This window comes from Curtobacterium sp. MCBD17_040 (assembly GCF_003234805.2).
Classification (GTDB): Bacteria; Actinomycetota; Actinomycetes; order Actinomycetales; family Microbacteriaceae; genus Curtobacterium.
Window position 1 is genome coordinate 1,420,952 of record NZ_CP126273.1, and the last position, 19,693, is coordinate 1,440,644.

The window sequence follows — 19,693 nt, forward strand, 5'->3', positions numbered from 1 at the left end:
GCCGACGAGCGACATCGCACCCACGCCATCGAGTCCCACCGACGGCGTGACCGGACAGGGAGGCAGCATGACCGGCAGCCGCGGCGACCACCGTTCCGCCCACACGACCGGGGCCGGATCCCGAGCGACGAAGGGCACCCTCGCCGGCATCGTCGTCGCCGCACTCGCCGGGGCGACCGTCATCGGCATCGCCGCGCCCGCGTCCGCGTCGCGGCTCCAGCCCGTCGTCCCGGAACCGACGGTGCCGGCCTCCCACGCCTCCACCGGCTCCGCGTCCACCGGTGCGACACCGGCGGACACCCGCGTCGACCTCACCGTCGTGCTGACGCCGCGGGACCGCGCCGCGCTGCGCGAGCTGCCCGCGAGGGCGCACGGCCTCTCCGCGCACCAGCGGGGGAGCCGGATCGCCGGGACGCGCCCCACGACCTCGGGTCGCGCGCGGGTCGAGGCGGCACTCGTCGACGCCGGGTTCACCGTGTCCGACGCGGGGCCCTGGAACGTCAGTGCGAGCGGGACCGTGGGTGACGCGGAGGCCGTGTTCGGCGTCCGCGTCGTCGGCACCGGCACGCAGATGCACCCCGTCGGCCACCTGACCATGCCGGCGTCCTTCGGAGGCGCGGCAACCACCGTCCTCGGGCTCGATCGGCGGCTCGTCGCGGTGCCGGCAAGCGTGCCGGGGACGCCCGTCAGCGACTTCCGCACGGCCTACTCGGCCTCGGCGAACGCCGGCGCCGGCACCACGATCGCCACCGTGCAGTTCTCCGGCTGGAACGCCGGGGACCTCGCCACCTACGCGAATGCGGCGGGGACCGCTGTCCCGTCGGTGACACAGATCCCGATCGACGGAGCGGACCCGACCGCCCCGAGCGACACGAACGGCGGGGTCGAGGTCGCGCTCGACCAGGAGACCATCCTCGGGAACGCGCCCGCGGCCGCGCAGCGCATCTACTTCGTCAACCAGGACGCCCAGGGCGTGTACGACGCCTACAGCCGCATCGCGGACGACGTCGTGGCCCACGGGATCACCGCGGTCAGCGAGTCCTGGGGGTCCTGCGAGGCCGACATGGACCAGGCCACGCACGCAGCACTCGAGGACGCCATCGACCGCATCGTCGGAGCGGGCGCGACCATGTTCGCCGCGGTCGGCGACACGGGGGCGTCGTGCCAGGGCCTGTCCGGCCCGGCGACCAGCGTCCTCTACCCCGCAGCGAGCTCCGCGGTGGTCGCCGTGGGCGGCACCAGCCTCACCGAGAACGCCGACGGCTCGTTCTCCGAGAGCGTGTGGAACAACAGCAGTGGTTCCGGCGGTGGCGGGTACGCCAGCCTCGACTCCGCGTCGTACCAGGCGGGGACGAACGCCGATCCGTCCCGGGGACGAGCCGTCCCCGACATCGCGGCCGAGGCCGACCCCTACCAGGGCCCCGGCATCTACACCAGCAGCACCAACGGCTGGGTGCTCGGTGGTGGGACGAGCCTGTCCACGCCGATGATGGCGGCGCAGCTCGCCACCACCCTCGCGGACCGCGGCTGCACGAGCGGCATCGGCGACATCCACGCCGCGATCTACGCCCACCCTGGTGACTTCCAGGACGTCACGAGCGGGTCGAACGGCACGTACCCGGCGACGGCGGGCTACGACCTCGCGACCGGTCTCGGAAGCCCCAACTGGTCGAAGCTCCGCGGCGACCTGCCCGTGTCACCGGCGTGCTCGTCCGCCCCGCCGGTGTCGAGCACCCCGCCGGTGTCGAGCACCTCGCCCACGGGGACCCCGAGCCCGACGCCGACCGGCTCGCCCACGGCGGCTCCGACCGCCGGGCCGACGCGGACTCCGGCGCCGACCCCGTCGCCCACCCAGACCCCGGCGCCGACCCCGTCGCCCACCCAGACTCCGGCGCCGACCCCGTCGCCCACCCAGACCCCGGCGCCGACCCCGTCGCCCACCCAGACCCCGGCGCCGACCCCGTCGCCCACCCACACCCCGGCACCGCCGGTGACCGGGATCTCCGCCGACGGCACCAAGCTCCTCGGCGCCACCACCATGACGGCCGGCCAGAGCATCCACTCCCCGTCGCGTCAGTACCACCTCGACATGCAGGCGGACGGCAACCTCGTCGAGTACGGCAACGGCCGCGCGCTCTGGGCGACCGGCACGACCCGGTACCACGGCGCGCACCTCGCACTGCAGGCGGACGGCAACGCCGTGCTGTACGCCGTCACGGGCAAGGCGGTGTGGGCCACGGGCACCTCGGGGAAGGGAGCTGGCGCCGTCCTGAGCATCGACGACCACGGGCGCCTGAGGCTCACCCGCAACGGCTCGACGTTGTGGAACAACAAGCGCCCCGGCGCGGACACCCTGACACCGGGCGCCGTGATCACCGCCGGTCAGTCCATCTGGGACTCCGCCGAGCGACGCCAGTTCGTCCTGCAGACGGACGGCAACGTCGTCGTCTACAAGGACGGGAAGGCGGTCTGGTCGACCCGTACGAGCGGTAGGGGCGGCGCGAAGCTGACCCTGCAGTCGGACGGGAACCTCGTGCTCTACACGAAGGCGGCCAAGGCCCTGTGGTCGAGCAAGACCAGTCGGTTCGGTGGCTCCGGGATGAAGCTCACGCAGCAGAGCGACGGGAACCTCGTCCTCTACAAGAACGGCAAGGCGGTGTGGGCCACCGGGACCAACCGGTGACCGGGAACCGCCCCCGTCTGCATGAGGTGGGGGCACGTCCGGCCCGGTGACGGGCCCCGCCCGGTACCGGTACGGTCGGTGTCGACCCGATCGGTCGAGGACGACGAGGAGTTGGCGATGGCGGCACTGCGCGACCTGCAGCCCGAGGAGGAGCTCGAGCGCCTGCTCGCCGAGGAGCGTGAACTCGAGCAGGAGCGCTTCGACCTCGACGACGCATGGGCGGTCGGCTCCTGGCTGCGGGCGACCGCGATCGAGCGCGGGCTCGGCGTCGGCATCGCCGTCGCCTTCGGTGAGCAGCGGGTGTTCCACGTCGCGACGCCCGGATCCGGCGCGGTGAACGACGCGTGGCTGGATCGGAAGTTCCGGGTCGTTCGCCACTTCGGGCACTCGACGCTCGCGGTCCGGACGCAGTACGAGGCCGACGGCACGACGTTCGGAGCCTCCTCCGCGCTCGACCCGCTGCTGTACCAGGCGGCTGGGGGCGGATTCCCGCTCCGGGTCCGTGGCGCGCTCGTCGGGGTCCTCGGCGTCAGCGGACTCGAGATGCACGCCGATCACGAGTTGGTGGTGGAGGCACTCCGGGCGCACCGCTCGGCCTCCAGCGCGTGAGCGACCCGCTTCTCGAGCAGACCCGATCCGGGTACGACGCAGCGGCGGACACCTACGCGGAACACCTGCCGGACACGTCCTTCGAAGCGCCGATCGACATGGCGATGGTCGATCACTTCGCGCACATGCTCCCTCGTGCCGCGACCGTCCTCGACGCCGGATGTGGCACCGGCAGGATGCTCCGGCACCTGCAGGACCGTGACGGGACGATGCGGCTCACCGGCGTCGACATCTCGTCCGGGATGCTGGCCCACGCCGCCCGACGAGGGATCGCGGTGGACCTGCGGCAGAGCGACCTCGCGGACAGGAGGCCCCCCTCACGGCGTTCCTGCACGAGCCGTCGTCGGTCACCGGGCTCCTGCGGTCACTCGGGTTCCGCGTCGACGCCGTCCTCGACCGCGCGCCCCGGCAGGTGGAGCGGCACCGGCAGGGGTTCGTGCTCGCGCGCACGGCGGGCTGACCAGCCGACCAGGCGTACCGACGTGCATGGGACGGTCCTGGGCCGCCCCGATCCTCCACCCGCGTAGCGTCCGCTCTGCCACGTCAGCCCGGGTCCGGACGCCATCGGCCACCACCCGCGTCGTCGCTGCGACGCTCGACGCGCCGGAGCCGCACCACCGCCGAGGAACACATCGCCGGCACCGCCGGAGCAGACCAGGGAGCACCATGTCCGAGAACAACACCGTCATCCGCAGCATGCACGACATTGGGCTCGCCGCCTGGTTCGGCGGGAACCTCATGGGGGCGACCGGCCTGAACGGCGCTGCGGCCGGAGCGAAGGACCCGGTCGAGCGGCTCACGCTGTCGGCGCTCGGGTGGAGCAAGTGGGCGCCGTTGCAGCTGGCGGCGCTCTCGGTCCACGCGATCGGTGGCGCCGGCCTGATCATCGCCAACCGGGACCGGCTCGGCGTGCAGCCGGAGGCCCGGACCAACACGGGCGTCAAGCTGACGCTCACGATCGTCGCCGCCGTGACGACCTTCTGGTCGGCATCGCTGGGCAAGAAGATGGCCGAGCACGCCTCCGAGGGCGCGGCCGGCACGACGGAGGCGTCGCCCGCCGCCTCCTCGACGCTCACGTCAGCGCAGCGTCAGCAGAAGATCCTGCAGTGGGTGACGCCGGTGCTCACGGGCATCCTGCTCGTGATGGGCGCCCAGCAGGGGGAGCAGCAGCGGTCCGCCGCCGGCGTCATCGACAAGCGGCGCCGCTGACCGCACCACCGACGGACGGGAGGGACGGCACGAGCTGGTGCCGTCCCTCCCGTCCGTCGGAGCGGGGTCGTCGCGAGCGGCGAGCGCGTCCTCATCGCGCGTCGACGGCCTCGTACGCCTGCCACATCGCCGCGTACCGGCCCTCGCGCGCGAGCAGCTCGTCGTGCGGGCCGAGTTCCGCGATCCGCCCTCCCGCGATCACGGCGATGCGGTGCGCCGCGCGTGCCGTCTGCAGCCGGTGGGCGATGACGATCGTGGTCCGACCGGACGCGACGGTCTGCATCGCCGCCGTCACGCGCGCCTCGGTGAGCAGATCGAGGTTCGAGGTGGCCTCGTCGAGCAGCAGGACCGCGGGATCGACGAGTTCGGCACGGGCGAGGGCGATGAGCTGCCGGTGCCCCGCGGAGAGGGATCGCCCCCGTTCCGACAGCTGGTGGTGGTAGCCGCCGGGCAGCTCGGACACGAACTCGTGTGCACCGACGGCGCGCGCCGCCGCCTCCACCTCGGCATCGGTGGCGTCCATCCGGCCGTACGCGATGTTGTCCCGGACGGTGCCGGTGAACAGGAACGCCTCCTGCGGCACGTACCCGAGTTGCCGGCGGTACGCCCGCAGGTCGAGCGTGCGGAGGTCCCGCCCGTCGACGAGGACGGCGCCGTCGTCCGGGTCGTAGAACCGCGCGATGAGCTTCATCACGGTCGACTTGCCGGCGCCCGTCTCGCCGACGAACGCGATCGTCTCGCCCGGCCGCACGGCGAGCGTGACGTCGTGCAGTGCCTCCGGCGGTCGGACCGCCCTCGCCGGCGGGGCGGCGGACGCCGTGCGCGGGTCGGCCGGGCCGCGGCGTTCCGCTGGACGCACGGGCGTGCGCACCACGGGATAGGCGAACCGCACCGACCGCAGCTCCAGCGCACCCGACAGGCGGGGCGGGACGACGGCGTCCGACGCGTCCGGGGTGAGGGTCTCGAGCGCCATGAGGTCGCTGATCCGCGACACCGACACCCGCGTCTGCTGCCACGCGTCGAACACCTGCGACAGCTGCTGGATGGGCGAGAAGAACATGTCGATGTAGAGCAGGAACGCGATGAGCGCCCCGGACGTCAGGTGTCCGGACCCGATGAGCGTCGCGCCGACGCCGAGCACGATGACGTCGGCGACCCCGGACAGGAACTGCACGAACGGGAAGTACGTCGCGACGAGACGCTGCGCTGCGATCCGCGAGTCGAGGTACCGCCGCCCCAGCGCGTGGAAGTGCCGCACCGTCGCGGCCTCGTGCACGAACGCCTGGGACTCGCGGACGCCGGACAGACTCTCCTGGAAGTCCGCGTTGACGACGGCGATGCGCTCACGCGCCTCGTCGTACAACCGGGAGGACCGGCTCCGGAACCACACGGTCGCCCCGGCGAGCGGGACCACGACCGACAGGGTCAGCAGACCGAGTTCGGGGTCGATGAGCACGAGCGCGACGCCGACCCCGACGAACGTGACGATCGACACGAGCGCCGAGAGCAGGCCGTTCTGGATCAGCGTCTCGAACTGGTCCACGTCCGTCGTCATCCGGGTCATCACCCGGCCCGCCATCTCACGCTCGTAGAAGTCGAGGGACAAGCGCTGGAGCTGGGCGAAGATCCGGATCCGCAGACTCAGCATGATCCGCTGGGCCGCCTTGCCCGTCACGAAGGTCTCGGCCATGCCGTCGGCGAGGTCCGCGAGCGTCACGAGCAGGAACAGGGCCGCGGCGCCGAACAGCACGACCTCGGAACCCCGCTGCACGCCGTCGTCGATGCCGGTCTTGACGAGCACCGGCCCGAGCAGGCCGGCGACCGCGTCGACCACGACGAACAGGAGGGCCAGCAGCAGCGGACGTCGGAACTCCCGCAGCAGCGTGGCGAGTGAGAACCGTCGGTCCTGCACGGTCTCGCGGTCGAGGTCGACCGTCGGGACGTCCCGGATCGGTCCGAGCGCCGCCACCCGCGCGAGCAGTTCCGGGGTCGCCGCGAACATGCCGGCCATGCCCCGCCCGCTGCCGCGTCCGCGACCGCCGAGCCCCATGCCGAGGCCACCACCGGGCCCCGACGTCGCGACCGTGGTCGCCGCAGCCGCTCCGGGCCTCCAGGCATCGTCCGTCACGCCGCCCGCCGCCTGCGCGAGCCGGCTCAGGGCGTCGATGTCACCCGCCGCGGCCGCCGCCGCGGTGTCGTCGGTCGCGTCGTCGTCGAGGCCGGTGACGAGCGCGCGGTACACCGCACTCGTGGCGACGAGGGACTCGTGCGTCCCCTCGTCGACGACGCGCCCGTGGTCGAGGACCAGGATGCGGTCGGCGAGGTGCAGCGTCGACTCGCGGTGGGCGATGAGGATCACCGTCCGGTCCCGGAGTTCGCCGCGGAGCGCGTCGTGGATCGACTGCTCCGTCGAGGCGTCGATCGCGCTCGTCGCGTCGTCGAGCACGAGGATCCGCGGATCGGACAGGATCGCCCGGGCGAGGGCGATCCGCTGCCGCTGCCCGCCGGACAACGACAGGCCACGCTCACCGACGACGGTGTCCAGCCCCTTCGGCAGCGCATCGATGAACCCGATCGCATGAGCGACCTCGGCCGCGTGGCGAATCTCCGCCTCGGTCGCCGAGGGACGCCCGTAGGCGATGTTCGCCCCGACCGTGTCCGAGAACAGGAAGCTGTCCTCGAACACCATGCCGATGGCGCCACGGATCGAGTGCAGGCTGAGGTCGCGGAGGTCGTGTCCGTCGAGCAGGACCCGCCCGGACTCCGGGTCGTGGAACCGGGCGACGAGGGACGCGACCGTCGACTTGCCGCTCCCGCTCGGCCCGACGAGGGCGACGCGCTCGCCGGGCCGCACCTGCAGGTCGAGCCCGTCGAGCGCAGGGTGGATGTCGGCACTCCCGGTCCCGTAGGAGAAGGTCACACCCTCGAACACGACGTCGCCCCGGACGTGGTCCACCGCCACGGCGTCCGGCGCGTCCCGGATCGCGGGCTCCCGGTCGATGAGCTGGAAGATCCGCTCGATGCCGACCTGCGCTTGCTGTCCGATCGTCAGCACGCCCGCGAGCTGCCGAGCGGGCGCCATGAGCGCGGCGACGTAGCTCGTGAACGCGAGGAACGTGCCGATGGTGATCCGGCCCTCCAGGGCGAGCCACCCGCCCAACGCCAGGATCGCGACCTGCGCGAGGGTCGGGATCGACTCGAGCAGGGGCTGGAACCGCGCCTGGATCCGCACCGAACGCATCTGCGCGCCGTAGAGGCCGGTCGCGACGCGCGTCAGGTGCTCGACCTCGTGCCGCTCCCGGCCGAACGCCTTGACGACGCGGACCCCGTTGACGTCCTCGTCGACGATCTGCGCCACCTCGCCCTCGCGCTGCTGGGCGTCCCAGGTCGCGGGCATGATCCTGCGCCGCATCCGGTACGCCGTCACGACGAGGACCGGCACCATCACGAGGCTGACCAGGGCGAGCAGGGGTGACAGCGTGAACATCACGACGATCGACAGGACCATCAGGATCACGTTGCCGCTCATGATCGGCAGCATGTTGAGCAGGCCCTGCACGAGCGCCGAGTCGGAGTTCGCCCGGCTGACGAGCTGCCCCGTCGGCATCTGGTCGAGGCTCGCGAAGTCCATGCGCTGCAGGTGGTCGTGCATGTCGTTGCGGAGGTCGTTCTGCACCTCGAGCGCCACCCGGCCGCCGCGGTACCGCCGCAGGTACGTGAAGCCGAACGTCGCGGCGGCGAGCGCCAGGAGCAGCGCCAGCCACGGTCCGAGCGGCGAGGTGTGCGCGACGATCACGCCGTCCACGATGCGACGGGCGACGAGCGGTACGACGACCTGGCAGAGGCTCCCGAGCAGCGCCGCGACGAGCGAGATGACGACGCTCCTGCGGTGGCGGAGCATGTAACGCCAGAGGCGGCGGATCCAGCCCTCGGTGCTCGGGTCGGTCACGCGCGCCACTCTACGCCGGATGGTTCCGGCTCCGAACCATCTGCGTGCGGCCGTCGTCGCCGCTACCAGTGGGTACGCTTCGCGGGTGGATGCGACGCAGCCCTCCGGGACGACGAGACGACGGATCGAGCTGCGGCTCCGGAAGCCGGCGCTGGCGTGGTTCGCCCGACCGACCGTCGTGGTCGACGGACGCGGGCACCCGGCGCAGTGGGGGACCGGCACGTGGGGGGTGTCGGACGCGGGCGGCACCGAGATCGCCGTGTACCTCTACAACCGCGTGTGGCGCTTCGGCGCGGCCAGCACCACCGTCGGCGGGGGCGGAGCGGCCCCCGCGGTCCTCGAGTACCGCGTCGGTGTCCTGCCGACCGCGCGGGGGCGGCTCGTCTCGCTGCGCTGAGACACGCGTTCCCTGGGAAGCACCGGTGTCCTCGTCCCACGGCTCCGGCCACCCGACGCGTAGGAAGGGCTGCAGCGGCCGGCGCCCTGTCGGTCGGAGACGAAGGAGACGACATGGCACAGGGAGTAGCGGCGGTCTGGGTGCCCGTCACGGACATGCAACGCGCGGTCGCGTTCTACTGCGACACGCTCGGACTCGAGGTCACGCACGAGGGTGACGACTGGAGCGAGATCGACGGCGGTGGCCTGCGTATCGGCCTGAACGCCCGCGAGGACGCGAAGCCCGCGAGTGACGGCGGCGCCGTCATCACGTTCCAGCCGGACGGGAGCATCGAGGACGAGATCGCGACGCTCAAGGAGCGCGGCGCCGACATCGAGGGCTCCGTCAGCGAGCACCCGTGGGGTCGGATCATGCCGTTCAAGGACTCCGAGGGCAACGAGCTGCAGTACTACACGCCGCCGCAGGGCTGACCGCGCCACGGAGCGGGCGGGAGGGACGTGCGGCGGCTGCCGCTGAGCGACTCGACCGCACGCACCGCCCCCGGCGGGGAGTAGCGTCCGCCTCGGCACCCGACGCCGCGGTCCGCGGCGCCCGACGAAGGAGGTCCCGCCATGCCCGCACTCATCGACACCTTCACCATGTCGAACGGCCTGCACATCCCGAAGATCGGCTTCGGCACCTGGCAGATCCCCGACGGGGCGGCCGCGTACGACGCCACCCGCGCCGCGCTCGACGCCGGGTACCGGCACATCGACACGGCACGCGCCTACGGCAACGAGGCGAGCGTCGGCCGTGCGATCAAGGACAGCGGCGTCCCGCGCGACGAGGTGTTCGTGACCACGAAGTGCCCGGCCGAGGTGAAGACCGCCGACGGCGCCCGTCACGCCTTCGCCGAGTCCGAGCGCCTGCTCGACGTCGGCCCGATCGACCTGTACCTCATCCACGCGCCCTGGCCCTGGAACGCGATCGGCTCGGACCACCGCGCCGGGAACATCGAGGTGTGGAAGGTGTTCGAGGAGCTCTACGACGCCGGGCGCACCCGCTCGATCGGCGTCTCCAACTTCGACGTGGACGACCTCGAGTCCCTCGCCGCGGACACCGACGTCGTCCCGCACGCCAACCAGATCCGCTGGTTCATCGGCAACACCCAGGACGAGACCACCGCCTACTGCCGCGAGCGGGACATCCTCGTCGAGGGGTACTCGCCGCTCGCCACGGGCGGTCTGCTCGAGAACGAGGCGATCCGGGCGATCGGCGAGCGGTACGGCAAGTCCGTCGCCCAGGTCGCGATCCGCTACCTGCTCGAGAAGGACGTCCTGCCCCTGCCGAAGTCCACCACGCCGTCGCGCATCGCCGAGAACGCCGACGTCGACTTCGCGCTGTCGGCCGAGGACATCGCGACGCTCGACGCGCTCGAGGACACCGACGCCTGACGCTCCGCGCAGGTGGCGGTCCGTACCGTCACGGCAATCGCCTCGAGGAACGGACCAGGATGAGCGCCACGAACGACACGACCGACACCGCGTCGACCGACATCGCGATCACGGACACCGACGCGACCGAGGTCGTCCGGTTCCTCGCCGAGCACCGGCAGCGTGTCGTCGACGAGTTGAGTGCGTGGGTTGCGATCCCGTCCGTCGGCGCGCTCCCGGAGCGGGCCATCGACGTCGAGCGGTCCGCGCACTGGCTCGCCGGCGAACTCCGGGCGATCGGGTTCACGACCGAGCTCCTGCGGGCCGGGCCGTCCGTGGCGGTGTACGCCGAGTGGCAGGTCGATCCCGCGCTGCCGACCGTGCTCGTGTACAGCCACCACGACGTGCGGGACGCGAAGCCCGAGGAGTGGAAGGAGACCGCGCCGTTCGCGCCCGTGCTCCGCGACGGCCGGCTCTACGGCCGCGGTGCGTCGGACGCGAAGGGCCAGATGATCGCGCACCTGTGGGGACTGCGGGCGCACCTGGCGACCCGACCGGACGGGTTGCCGGCGGTCAACTTCCGGGTGATCGTCGAGGGCGAGGAGGAGCTCGGCTCGACGCACTTCGCGGACCTCATCGAGACCCACCGGGACCGGTTCGCCTGCGACGTCGTCGTGTTCTCCGACACGCTGCAGTGGAAGCAGGGCAACCCCGCCGTCGTCACCTCGATGCGCGGCATGACCGGGGCCACGCTGACCATCACCGGGCCGGAGCGCGACGTCCACAGCGGAGCGGCGTCCGGACCGACGCCGAACCCCGTCCACGTGCTCGTCGACGTCCTCGGGCGGCTGCACGACGACGACGGCCGCATCGCCCTGCCCGGCTTCTACGACGACGTCGAGGAGCTGACCGACGAGCGGCGGCGCGAGCTCGAGGACCTGTCCTTCGACACCGACGTCTGGCTCGAGCGCACCGAGACGCGGAGCGTCACGGGCGAGCGCGGGTTCACGGTCGAGGAGCGCCTGTGGGCACGGCCGTCACTCGAGATCCTCTCGGTCCTCGCGGGCGACCCGACCGGCGTCTCGCGTGCGGTCATCCCGTCCCAGGCGACCGCCGAACTCAGCATCCGCACCGTCCCGGGGCAGCACGTGCACACCGTCGCGGAGCAGGTGCGCGCGTTCTTCGACGAGCACATCCCGGACAGCGTGGTCTACGAACTGTCCATCCCGGAGGAGTCGGGGCAGGACCCGTACGTCACACCGTCCGGGCCCGCGCTCGACGCCCTCGACCGAGCCATGGCGCGCGGACACGGGACCCCCACCGCCGGCCGCATGGGCAACGCGGGCGGCGGGCCCGCCGAGCTGCTCGGACGCGAGCTCGACGTCCCGGTGCTGTTCGTGGGCACGGGGCTCCCCGAGGACCACTGGCACTCGAGCGACGAGAGCATCGACCTCGAGATGCTCGTCGCCGGCGCGGCCTCGATCGCGCACCTGTGGACCGAACTCGGCGCGTCGATCGAGCCCGAGCGCTCCTGACGCTCCCGCTCAGCGGTACCGGGGCTTGCGCGGCGGCCGGTCGTCGCGGTCGTCGCGCCCGCCTCGGTCGTCGCGGTCGCGGCGCGGACCGCCACGACGGTCCGGGCGGATCTCGATGAGCTTGCCGCTGATCCGGGTGTCCCGCAGGCGGTCGAGGACGTCCTCGGACAGGTCCGCCGGGAGCTCGACGATCGAGAAGTCCGGACGGATCTGGATCTGACCGAAGTCGTCGCGGCCGAGGCCACCCTCGTTCGCGAGCGCGCCCACGATCTGGCGCGGCTCGACGCGCTGCCGACGACCGACCTCGATCCGGTAGGGCGCCATCGGCTGCGTCGACCGGGCCCGCCGCTCGGGCCGTTCGCCGCGTCCGCCGGTCTGGTCGTCGCGGTCGTACACGCGCGGTCCGCGGTCCTCGGTGGCGCGGCGCTGCCGCTCCTCCTGCGGGTCGAGCAGCAGCGGCTCCTCACCCTGGGCGACGACGGCGAGGGCCGCCGCGACGTCCGCCTCGGGCACGTCGTGGTGCTCGACGTAGTGCCCGATGATGTCGCGGAACGCCGAGATCCGGTCCTGCTGCTCGAGCGCCGCAGTGATCGCGTCGTCGAACCGCGCCAGACGCGTGACGTTGACGTCCTCGACCGTGGGCAGCTGCATCTGCGTGAGCGGCTGACGCGTCGCCTTCTCGATGGCGCCGAGCAGGCGGCGCTCACGGGGCGTGACGAAGCTGATGGCCGCACCACTCCGGCCGGCGCGGCCGGTGCGTCCGATGCGGTGCACGTAGGACTCGGTGTCGATCGGGATGTCGTAGTTCACGACGTGCGTGATGCGGTCGACGTCCAGGCCCCGTGCCGCGACGTCGGTGGCGACGAGGATGTCGAGCTTGCCGGACTTGAGCTGGTTGACCGTGCGCTCGCGCTGCGCCTGTGCGACGTCCCCGCTGATGGCGGCGGCGGCGTACCCCCGGGCCCGGAGCTTCTCGGCGAGCGTCTCGGTCTCGCTCTTCGTGCGGACGAACACGATCATCCCCTCGAAGTTCTCGACCTCGAGGATGCGGGTCAGGGCGTCGACCTTCTGCGGGTAGGACACGAGCAGGTAGCGCTGGGTCGTGTTCGCCGAGGTCGTCGTCTTCTGCTTGACGGTGATCTCGGCCGGGTCGTCCAGGTACTGCTTCGAGATCCGACGGATCTGCGCCGGCATGGTCGCCGAGAACAACGCGACCTGCTTGTCGTCCGGCGTCTCGGCGAGGATCGTCTCGACGTCCTCCGCGAACCCCATCTTGAGCATCTCGTCGGCCTCGTCGAGCACGAGGTACTTGAGCTCGGACAGGTCGAGGGTGCCCTTGGCGATGTGGTCCATGATGCGCCCCGGCGTGCCGACGACGACGTCGACACCGCGGCGGAGCGCCGACAGCTGGACGCCGTACGCCTGCCCGCCGTACACCGGCAGGACGTGCACACCGCGCATGTGCGCGGCGTACTGCTCGAACGCCTCGCACACCTGGAGTGCGAGTTCACGGGTGGGGGAGAGCACGAGGGCCTGCGGCAGTTTCTGCGAGGACGCGAGCCGCGACAGGATCGGCAGCGCGAACGCGGCGGTCTTGCCCGTGCCCGTCTGTGCGAGGCCGACGACGTCGCGCCCCTCGAGGAGCGTGGGGATCGTGGCGGCCTGGATCGCGGACGGCACCTCGTACCCGATGTCGCGCACGGCCTTGAGGACCGGCTCGCTCAACCCGAGGTCGGCGAACGTCGGCGAAGCCCCGTCGGTGTCGGCGGCGGTCGGCGTGTCCGTGTCGGTGCTCATACAGGAACGGTATCCGGTCGAGGGTGTCCCGCGTGGCGGATCGCGGGCCCGCGCCTCCCGTCCGGCGTCAGCCGAGTCCGGCGACGAGGTTGACGAGCGTCGCGAGGATGACCGATCCGAACACGTACGCCAGCAGGCAGTGGCGGAGCACGACGCGACGGATCGCCGTGGCCGTGACGGCCGTGTCGCTGACCTGGAACGTCATCCCGAGGTTGAAGGCGAAGTACGCGAAGTCGCCGTACGCGGGCGGCGTCCGCTGGTTGAAGTCGATGCCGCCCTCGGCGTCGCCGCCGTAGTACTGCACGGCGTACCGCAGCATGAACAGCGTGTGGATGAGGATCCACGACAGGGCGACACTGAGCACGGCGAGGGCCGCCAGGAGGTCCGCTCGGAGCCCGCCGCTCTCCTTCGACCCGATGAGCGTCATGCCGACGATGAAGAGGCTCCCGACCGCTGCGAGCACGAGGAGGACGTGGCTCACGCGGCGCGTCGGGTCCTCGCGGAGCGCGTGGACGCGGGTGGCGACGCCGTCGAGGCCGTGGACGGCGGTCCAGACCCGCACGAGGTAGGTCAGGCAGGCGGCCGTCCAGCCGATCGCCCAGGCCGCGAGCCCGGCGTGCACGACGAAGGCGACGACGCCGGCGGCCACGCCGACGACGACCATCGCGATGAGGCGAGCACGGGAGCGGCCGCGGTGCGCGCCGACCTGCATGGAGTCCACCGCATGATCGTCGCCGCCGGTGACTCCGCGCGGGCTGCGACACGCGCTCGCGGCGTCGCCGACCTACTCGTCGTCCGGGTGCTCGCGGTGGTCCCGCGCCGTGCGCAGGCCGACGACGAGCGCCGCGATGCCGGCGGTGAAGCCGCCGAACGTGCTGATGACATTCGAATCATCCGGGCCGGGCACGCCGCGCACCAGGTTGACCAGCGCGCTGATCCCGTCGACGACGAACACGACGCCGAGCGCGTACCAGACGAGGTCCGCGTGCCGCTGGAGCCACCCGGAGATCCGCGGCTCGTCCTCGTCGGCGTCCGTTCGCGGGGTGGTCTCGTCGTCCATGGTCGGGATGCTAGCCGCTGGGCACTCGGCGGCCGCTGGCCGTGCGGCCCTCCCCTGCGGTCGGGTGCACGTCGTTCGGCACGGTCGCGTCCCGGTGGTCGTGCCCGGCGTGTCAGGTGGCGGCCGTGCCGCGCAGCTCGATGGCGATCTGGGTGGCGTCGAGGTTGGCGAGCGCGTCCTCCAGGACGTCGGCGTCGAACGTGCCGTTGTCGCGGGCGTCGAGCAGCGCGGACCGTTGCGCCGCGATGACGGCGAGGCGGTGCTCCTTGGCGATGCCGAACTGCTCCTGGGTCGGGTCGCCCCGGAGCTGCGGCGGCTCGGGCACGGACTCGCCGCTCGACCGCATGAGCTCGAAGAGCCGCGTGCGCTCGGCGTCCGTCTGCTGTTCGAGCGCCGCGGTGTCCCGTGGTGGCGTGATCCGCCGCAGCAGGGGCCCGATCGTGCCGCCCTGGACGAGGAGCGACAGGGCCGCGACCGCGAACGCGATGAGCACGAGAGCCGAGCGCTGTGGCGTGTCGTGCGGGAGGCTCTGGGCGGCAGCGACCGTGACGGCACCGCGCATGCCCGCCCAGACGACCGCGGTGCCCTCGCGCCATCCGAGCGGCTCTCGCCGGAAGTACGCGATGTCGGCGAGCACCTGCGTCACGCGTCGGGCGAACCGCTCGAGGTCCCGCGCGGACCGCGGGCGGCCACCGGAGCCCGGACCGCGCTGCCGCGCGTTCACCTCGACGAACGCCTGCCGTTGGCCCTCGGGCGTGTCGAGCTTCGCCTGCACGCCCTGCAGTCGGTCCTCCAGCCGGACTCCGCGGCCCGCCCGGGCACGGAGGACCCGGAGCAGCGGCGCGACGTACGCGGCCCGGACCATCACCGTGAGCACGAACGCGCCGACGGCGACCAGGACGGCGATCCCGACACCGGCGTGGTCGTGGTGCACGGCCCCGACGATCGACGTGATCTGCAGGCCCATGGTCAGGAACACGATGCCCTCGAGCACGAGCTCCACCGTCCGCCAGTTCTGCGAGTCCGACAACCGGTGCTGCGGCGACAGGTCCCGCGGCGCGAAGACGCCCGTGATGAGGCCCGCGACGACGGCGGCCACGAGTCCGGACGCGCCGAGGGCCTCCGCCGGGACCGCCGCCGCGAACGGCACCGCGAACGAGATCACCGTGTTCACCGTGGGGTCGGTCACGCGCTTGCGCACCACGAGGTCCAGCCAGCCCACGAGCCACCCGATCAGCAGCGCCACGACGACCGAGTACGCGAACGTCCCGACCGCGCCCCAGAACGAGAAGGACGCGGCCGTCGCGACGATCGCGGTGCGGAGGAGCACGAGCGCCGTCGCGTCGTTGAGCAGGCTCTCGCCGTCGAGCATCGCCACGACGCGCTTGGACACCGACGTCCGCTTGATGATCGACGTGGCCACGGCGTCGGTCGGACTCACGATCGCGCCGAGCGCGACGCCCCAGGCGAACCCGAGGCCGGGCAGGACGAGCATGAAGAACAGGCCGAGCACGAGTGCGCTGCCGACGACGAGCAGGACGGACAGCCCGCTGATCGCCCCGAACTCGCGCCGGAAGTTCATGGCCGGCATCGACACCGCCGACGCGTACAGCAGTGGGGGGAGGAGGCCCTCGAGCACCCACGCCGGCTCGATGTGGACGGAGGCGAACCACGGCAGGAAGCTCGCACCGACGCCGATCGCGACGAGCACGAGCGGCGCGGCGATCCCGAGGCGCGGGCCGACCACCGCGGCCGCGGCGATGAGCACGAGCGCGGACACGATGAGCACCAGGAGTTCCGTCACGGATCCAGACTGGCAGGCTCCGAGCACACCGGGGGGACCCGTCGTGTTCCGCCGATCCCGGCCCGTGCTCGGTCGACGCGCTCGGTCGCCACCCGAGCGGCGGCTAGAATTCCTTGAGGAGGCATCATGTCCAGGTGGGGGGACCGCGACGGAGTCGGCGCGGAGCAGAGCGGGACGCCGACGGTGCGCGTGATCGGTGTCGTGGTCGCGGTGGCGACGGCGGGCCTGTTGACCGGGTGTTCGATGCTCGGCGGGACGACCGACCCGGGCCCGTCCGTCACGACGTCGCACCGTCCGACGCACCACCGCATGGCGACCGTGTCCGCCACGCCCACAGCCACGCCGACCGCCCCGAGCGCCGGCGTCATCCCCGGGTCCGCGACGCCGCGCCCCGCGACCGCCGGACCCGAGGCGGCGCCGAGCCCGAGTCCGACGCTCACGTCCGTCCCGCAGGGCACCGTCGTCGCCCAGGGGGACGTCGCGTCGCCGAAGGGCAGCATCCACTTCCACTACCGAATGGTCGCGAACGGCGACGACACGTACTCCGCCGAGTACTCCGGGTTCACCTCGACCGTGCCGGTGCCGATCTCCGTCACGCTGCTCGACGTCCCGCCGGAGGTGGGGGACGGCCTGACCTACCACGGGGTCGCGGACCACCAGCTCGGGGGTCCGACGACCACACCGGCACCCGCGTCGTCCGCGTCTCTCGGCGACATCGGGCAGCCGGCGTACCTCGGGACGCTCGTGACCTACTCGTCGGCGGCGGCCGAGGCCGACGTGCCGCAGGAACTCGGCCCCGACAAGGTCCTCGCCGTGGACACCGTGCACTGGTCGATCCCCGTACGGCAGTCGAACGTCCACCCGGTCGACGGCGGGGCACGCCCATACGCCTCCGGCACCGTCACCGCGACGACGGCCAGCGGTGCCCCGAAGCGGTACCGGGTGGCCCACGGCGACACGACGGCCATGGTGGCGTCGCGGTTCGGGATCTCGGTGCAGGACCTCATCTGGCTCAACGCGGGCCTGCAGGTGTTCGGCGACCAGCAGTACCTCTACGAGGACACGACGATCAACCTCGACCCCGACAGCAAGTAGCCCCCGGCCGGGACCCGGTCACACGACGGCCGCGATCGGCCGACCCGGGGCCCGGACCGCGGAGTCGAGCCGCGTCCACGCGCGGCCCAGGGCCTCGACGAGCCGCACCTGCGCGTCCGCCGGCACCGCGTAGGGGACGCGGAGGAACCCCTCGAAGCCCCCGTGCGGCCCGAACGCACCACCCGAGGTGAGGACGAGGCCCTCGGCGCGGGCGGCGAGGACGAGCGCGCTCGAGACCGGACGGCCGAGGCGCACCCAGGTGGACAACCCGCCGGCCGGTGCCGGGACCTCCCACTCCGGCACCCGGTCCCGCAACCCGGCCACGACGGTGTCGCGGGCGGCGCGGAGGAAGGTGCGCCGGGCCTCCAGGGCGGCCGCCGTGTCCGGGACGAGCTCGCGGACGATGCGCTGTTCGATCGCGGGCGTGCCGAGGTCGCCCGTCGGCCGGGCGAGCACGAGGCGCTGCAGGAGCGCGGGGTCCGCCCGGATCCAGCCGACCCGCAGACCACCCCAGAAGACCTTGCCGGCCGATCCGATGAGGACCGCTGGACCGGCCGTCGCGAACGGCGGCACCACGTCGCCGTCGATCCGGAGCTCCGCCATGGTCTCGTCGGCGATGACGACGGTGCCGGCGTCCGCGGCCGCCGCGAGCACGGCCTCCCGGAGTGCGGACGGCATGGTCGCCGCGGTCGGGTTGTGCAGGTCGGGCATGAGGTACGCGACCGCTGGCGCGCTCCGCCGCAGCGCGCTGACGAGCGCGTCACCGTCCCAGCCGTCGTGCGCGTCCACGGGCACGGCCACCAACCGTGCCCCGGCCGCGCGGAACGCCTCGTGGGCGTGCGGGTACGTGGGGGACTCGATGAGGACCGCCGTGCCGCGGCGCACGAGCACGCGCGCCAGGAGCGCGATCGCGTGCTGCGCGCCGAGGGTGACGAGCACCTGGTCCGCCGTCGTCGGCAGGCCCCGCGTCGTGTAGCGGTCGGCGATCGCCGCCCGGAGCCCCGGGTCGCCGACGGTGTCGTACCCGTTGCCCACGAGTGCGGCCGGGAGGCCCTGCACCGCCCGCACCGCCGCCTCGGCGACACCCGGGGCCGCGTGGAGCGCTGCCTTCCGCAGGTCGAGCAGGTCGCCGTCCACCGGCGCGGCGAGGTGGTCCGGGTCGGGCCGCCCGGCGACCGCGGACGGGAGCCGCAGCACACTCCCCGACCCGCGGGTGCTGCGGAGGAACCCGTCGTCCCGGAGCAGGGCGTAGGCGCTGGCGACCGTCGTCCGGCTGACGCCGAGCGCGTCGGCGAGCTGCCGTTCGGCGGGGAGGCGCGTCCCGACCGCGACCCGCCCGTCGATCGCGAGCACGCGGACGGCGTCGGCGAGTGCGCTGTAGGCGGGCCCGGACGAGCCGTCGCGCCAGTGCGTGAGCAGGGCGGCGGCGGCCCGGGCCGAGAGCACGAGGGGGATCACGGTGGCCAGCGTAGGATGATTGGCTCTCGACGACCAGTCCAATCCGCGATTGGGTGCTCGTGTGTCCCGCCGCCCCGCGCTCGTGCTCCGTGTCGTCCAGCTCCTCGTCGGTCTGTTCCTCTACGGGGCCGCGACGGCGCTCATGGTCCGCGCGGTCATCGGCGTCGCGTCGTGGAGCGTCCTCACCGAGGGGCTCGAGCGGATCGTGCCGTGGTCGTTCGGCACCGTGACCCTGGTGTCGAGCGGCGTCATCCTGCTGTTCTGGATCCCGCTGCGCCAGCGGCCCGGCATCGGCACGGTCCTCAACGCGCTCACCATCGGCCCGGCCGCCGACCTCGTCCTCGCCGTCGTCCACACCCCCGCCGGGCTGCCGGGACGCATCGGGCTGTTCGCGCTCGGGCTCGTCCTGCTCGCCGTCGCCACGGCCTGCTACATCGGGGCCCGGTTCGGAGCGGGCGCGCGGGACGGCCTCATGGTCGGACTCCACGAGCGGCTCGGCTGGCCGGTCTGGCTGGCACGGACCGCGATCGAGTTGACCGTCGTCGTGGTCGGGTGGCTCCTCGGCGGCGACGTCGGCGTCGGGACCGTCGTCGCGTCGTTCGCCATCGGACCGATGGTCGGCCCGCTCATGCCCGTGTTCGCCCGTCTGCCATGGAGCACACCCACCGCGCCCACTCCCCGGTAG

At 72.8% G+C, this 19,693-nt stretch carries 16 protein-coding genes; 10 read left to right on the top strand and 6 right to left on the bottom strand.

Annotated elements, in window-relative coordinates; translation table 11 throughout:
• The first annotated feature begins 67 nt into the window (after positions 1–67).
• The 4 genes from DEI94_RS06760 (at position 68) to DEI94_RS06770 (ending at position 4,501) form a co-directional block, all read left to right on the top strand.
• Complete coding sequence (locus tag DEI94_RS06760) at positions 68–2,683, top strand: hypothetical protein (RefSeq protein WP_284183738.1); 2,616 nt, start codon at positions 68–70, stop codon at positions 2,681–2,683.
• Positions 2,684–2,800: 117 nt separating this feature from the next.
• On the top strand, positions 2,801–3,292 hold the full coding sequence (locus DEI94_RS06765) for a heme-degrading domain-containing protein (protein WP_111026063.1): 492 nt from the start codon (positions 2,801–2,803) through the stop codon (positions 3,290–3,292).
• A 125-nt stretch (positions 3,293–3,417) separates the two neighbouring features.
• A complete protein-coding gene (locus DEI94_RS19740; protein ID WP_349815165.1) occupies positions 3,418–3,819 on the top strand; it encodes a class I SAM-dependent DNA methyltransferase in 402 nt (133 codons plus the stop codon).
• Positions 3,820–3,958: 139 nt separating this feature from the next.
• Positions 3,959–4,501 carry a hypothetical protein gene (locus tag DEI94_RS06770; protein WP_111008722.1) on the top strand — a complete coding sequence of 181 codons (543 nt, stop codon included), beginning with the start codon at positions 3,959–3,961 and terminating at the stop codon, positions 4,499–4,501.
• Positions 4,502–4,592: 91 nt separating this feature from the next.
• Here DEI94_RS06770 and DEI94_RS06775 read toward each other — a convergent pair whose 3' ends face one another.
• Complete coding sequence (locus DEI94_RS06775) at positions 4,593–8,450, bottom strand: ABC transporter ATP-binding protein (protein WP_220038770.1); 3,858 nt, start codon at positions 8,448–8,450, stop codon at positions 4,593–4,595.
• Between the two features lie 85 nt (positions 8,451–8,535).
• Here DEI94_RS06775 and DEI94_RS06780 point away from each other — a divergent pair, with 85 nt between their 5' ends.
• The 4 genes from DEI94_RS06780 to DEI94_RS06795 all read left to right on the top strand — a co-directional run bounded on the left by DEI94_RS06780 (position 8,536) and on the right by DEI94_RS06795 (position 11,794).
• Complete coding sequence (locus DEI94_RS06780; protein ID WP_111025934.1) at positions 8,536–8,847, top strand: hypothetical protein; 312 nt, start codon at positions 8,536–8,538, stop codon at positions 8,845–8,847.
• A 113-nt stretch (positions 8,848–8,960) separates the two neighbouring features.
• Positions 8,961–9,317, top strand: a complete 357-nt coding sequence (locus DEI94_RS06785; RefSeq protein WP_111025936.1) for a VOC family protein — start codon at positions 8,961–8,963, stop codon at positions 9,315–9,317.
• A 141-nt stretch (positions 9,318–9,458) separates the two neighbouring features.
• Entirely contained in the window at positions 9,459–10,280 is an 822-nt protein-coding gene (locus DEI94_RS06790) for an aldo/keto reductase (RefSeq protein WP_111012555.1), read from the top strand.
• A 59-nt stretch (positions 10,281–10,339) separates the two neighbouring features.
• Positions 10,340–11,794, top strand: a complete 1,455-nt coding sequence (locus tag DEI94_RS06795) for a M20/M25/M40 family metallo-hydrolase (RefSeq protein ID WP_111025938.1) — start codon at positions 10,340–10,342, stop codon at positions 11,792–11,794.
• 9 nt (positions 11,795–11,803) lie between these two features.
• Here the strand turns inward: DEI94_RS06795 and DEI94_RS06800 are convergent, their stop codons facing one another.
• The 4 genes from DEI94_RS06800 to DEI94_RS06815 all read right to left on the bottom strand — a co-directional run bounded on the left by DEI94_RS06800 (position 11,804) and on the right by DEI94_RS06815 (position 16,455).
• Positions 11,804–13,591 (bottom strand): DEAD/DEAH box helicase, encoded by a 1,788-nt coding sequence (locus DEI94_RS06800; protein WP_111008727.1) that lies wholly within the window; start codon positions 13,589–13,591, stop codon positions 11,804–11,806.
• Positions 13,592–13,658: 67 nt separating this feature from the next.
• Entirely contained in the window at positions 13,659–14,303 is a 645-nt protein-coding gene (locus tag DEI94_RS06805) for a DUF1345 domain-containing protein (protein WP_111026065.1), read from the bottom strand.
• A 72-nt stretch (positions 14,304–14,375) separates the two neighbouring features.
• Positions 14,376–14,651 carry a hypothetical protein gene (locus DEI94_RS06810; protein WP_111025940.1) on the bottom strand — a complete coding sequence of 92 codons (276 nt, stop codon included), beginning with the start codon at positions 14,649–14,651 and terminating at the stop codon, positions 14,376–14,378.
• A gap of 112 nt (positions 14,652–14,763) precedes the next feature.
• Positions 14,764–16,455 (bottom strand): cation:proton antiporter, encoded by a 1,692-nt coding sequence (locus DEI94_RS06815; protein WP_111025942.1) that lies wholly within the window; start codon positions 16,453–16,455, stop codon positions 14,764–14,766.
• Positions 16,456–16,581: 126 nt separating this feature from the next.
• Here DEI94_RS06815 and DEI94_RS06820 point away from each other — a divergent pair, with 126 nt between their 5' ends.
• Positions 16,582–17,550, top strand: a complete 969-nt coding sequence (locus tag DEI94_RS06820; RefSeq protein WP_258377952.1) for a LysM peptidoglycan-binding domain-containing protein — start codon at positions 16,582–16,584, stop codon at positions 17,548–17,550.
• Positions 17,551–17,568: 18 nt separating this feature from the next.
• Here the strand turns inward: DEI94_RS06820 and yczR are convergent, their stop codons facing one another.
• The gene (gene yczR, locus DEI94_RS06825; RefSeq protein ID WP_258377953.1) at positions 17,569–19,008 is read right to left on the bottom strand and encodes a MocR-like transcription factor YczR; all 1,440 of its coding nucleotides are present in this window, start codon (positions 19,006–19,008) and stop codon (positions 17,569–17,571) included.
• Between the two features lie 61 nt (positions 19,009–19,069).
• Here yczR and yczE point away from each other — a divergent pair, with 61 nt between their 5' ends.
• Positions 19,070–19,693: a membrane protein YczE gene (gene yczE / locus DEI94_RS06830; RefSeq protein ID WP_111025943.1), complete on the top strand. Its 624-nt coding sequence runs from the start codon at positions 19,070–19,072 to the stop codon at positions 19,691–19,693.

Bases quoted from the DNA above. Each gene is read 5' to 3' on its own strand.
- DEI94_RS06760 (WP_284183738.1), top strand. From the start codon at position 68: ATGACCGGCAGCCGCGGCGACCACCGTTCCGCCCACACGACCGGGGCC.
- DEI94_RS06785 (WP_111025936.1), top strand. From the start codon at position 8,961: ATGGCACAGGGAGTAGCGGCGGTCTGGGTGCCCGTCACGGACATGCAA.
- DEI94_RS06820 (WP_258377952.1), top strand. From the start codon at position 16,582: ATGTCCAGGTGGGGGGACCGCGACGGAGTCGGCGCGGAGCAGAGCGGG.
- DEI94_RS06800 (WP_111008727.1), bottom strand. From the start codon at position 13,591: ATGAGCACCGACACGGACACGCCGACCGCCGCCGACACCGACGGGGCT.
- DEI94_RS06765 (WP_111026063.1), top strand. From the start codon at position 2,801: ATGGCGGCACTGCGCGACCTGCAGCCCGAGGAGGAGCTCGAGCGCCTG.
- DEI94_RS19740 (WP_349815165.1), top strand. From the start codon at position 3,418: ATGCTCCCTCGTGCCGCGACCGTCCTCGACGCCGGATGTGGCACCGGC.
- DEI94_RS06770 (WP_111008722.1), top strand. From the start codon at position 3,959: ATGTCCGAGAACAACACCGTCATCCGCAGCATGCACGACATTGGGCTC.
- DEI94_RS06805 (WP_111026065.1), bottom strand. From the start codon at position 14,303: ATGCAGGTCGGCGCGCACCGCGGCCGCTCCCGTGCTCGCCTCATCGCG.
- DEI94_RS06795 (WP_111025938.1), top strand. From the start codon at position 10,340: ATGAGCGCCACGAACGACACGACCGACACCGCGTCGACCGACATCGCG.
- DEI94_RS06790 (WP_111012555.1), top strand. From the start codon at position 9,459: ATGCCCGCACTCATCGACACCTTCACCATGTCGAACGGCCTGCACATC.
- DEI94_RS06810 (WP_111025940.1), bottom strand. From the start codon at position 14,651: ATGGACGACGAGACCACCCCGCGAACGGACGCCGACGAGGACGAGCCG.